Origin of the sequence: Arthrobacter hankyongi, assembly GCF_022012395.1 — a bacterium.
GTDB classification, from domain to species: Bacteria; Actinomycetota; Actinomycetes; order Actinomycetales; family Micrococcaceae; genus Crystallibacter; species Crystallibacter hankyongi.
In genome coordinates, this window is sequence record NZ_JAKLTQ010000049.1 from 1 (window position 1) to 1,357 (window position 1,357).

Annotated in this window: 1 protein-coding gene and 1 pseudogene; both read right to left on the reverse strand. The window is 69.6% G+C overall.

Going from position 1 to position 1,357, the window contains the following annotated elements; all coding sequences use genetic code 11:
• Positions 1-482, reverse strand: a 482-nt coding sequence (locus tag LVY72_RS24055) for an aminomethyltransferase family protein (protein ID WP_504863711.1), incomplete at its 3' end; no start/stop codon positions are given.
• Between the two features lie 33 nt (positions 483-515).
• Positions 516-1,357, reverse strand: a pseudogene (locus tag LVY72_RS24060) (glycine dehydrogenase (aminomethyl-transferring)); the annotation flags it as partial.

Here is a 1,357-nt window from a genome sequence, read left to right on the forward strand (position 1 = left end):
GGTCCCTGCACGGCGATCAGCGACGTGCCGGCCGACGCGTCGGTGACCGTGACGTCGAAGGCGCCGTCGGGCCCGGACACCGAACGCTCGGCCAGGGCCGCGGCGACGGTGGGCGCGTTGCCGGCGTTGGGGACCACCAAATATTTTTGCTCGGAGAAGCGGTAGGAGATCAGGTCGTCGATGATCCCGCCCTCGGTGTTGCAGATCAGCGAGTACTTGGCGTTGCCGACCGCGACGGCGCCGAGGTTGCCGGCCAGCGCGTAGTTCAGGAACTTCGCCGCCTCAGGGCCCTCGACCCACACCTCGCCCATGTGGGAGAGGTCGAACAGGCCCGCGGCGGAGCGGACGGCATTGTGCTCGCCCAGTTCGCTGCCGTACTTCAGCGGCATCTGCCAGCCGCCGAAGTCGGTGAAGGAGGCGCCCAGCTTCTGGTGCTCCCCGTAGAGGGCCGTGAAGCGCCCGGTGGAGGTATCAGTGCTCATCGTTTGGTCCTATCGGTGATCGGGCGGGCGGGATCAGTTCTCGAACGCTTCCGGTGGCGGGCAGGAGCAGATCAGGTTGCGGTCGCCGGCGGCGCCGTCGATCCGGCCGACCGGAGCGAAGTACTTGTCCACCTTCAGGTTCGGCAGCGGGAAGACGGCCTGCTCGCGGCTGTACTTGCGGTCCCAGCCGCTGCTGATGGCCGCGGCGGCCGTGTGCGGCGAGAGCCGCAGCGGGGACTCCTCCACCGTGAAGTCGCCGTCGGCCACCTGGTCGATCTCGCCCTTGATCGAGATCATCGCGTCGATGAACCGCTCGATCTCGCCGAGGTCCTCGGACTCGGTGGGCTCCACCATCAGGGTGCCGGCCACCGGGAAGGCCAGGGTCGGGGCGTGGAAGCCGTAGTCGATCAGGCGCTTGGCCACGTCCTCGGCGGTCACCCCGGTCCGGGCGGTCAGCTCGCGCAGGTCCAGGATGCACTCGTGGGCCACGAGGCCCGCCTCGCCGGTGTAGAGCACCGGGAAGTGCTCGTTCAGCCGGGAGGCGATGTAGTTCGCGGCCAGCAGCGCGGTCTTGGTCGCATTGGTCAGGCCCTCGCCTCCCATCATGGCCACGTAGGCCCAGGAGATCGGCAGCACGCCGGCCGAGCCGAACTCGGACGCGGAGACCGGGATGCCCTTGCCTTCATGCGCCGCGACAGCGGCATTCCCGGGCAGGAACGGCACGAGGTGCTCGGCCACGGCCACCGGGCCGACGCCGGGGCCGCCGCCGCCGTGCGGGATGCAGAAGGTCTTGTGCAGGTTCAGGTGCGAGACGTCGCCGCCGAACTTGCCCGGCTGGGCCAGGCCGACCAGGGCGTTGAGGTTCGCGCCGTCGA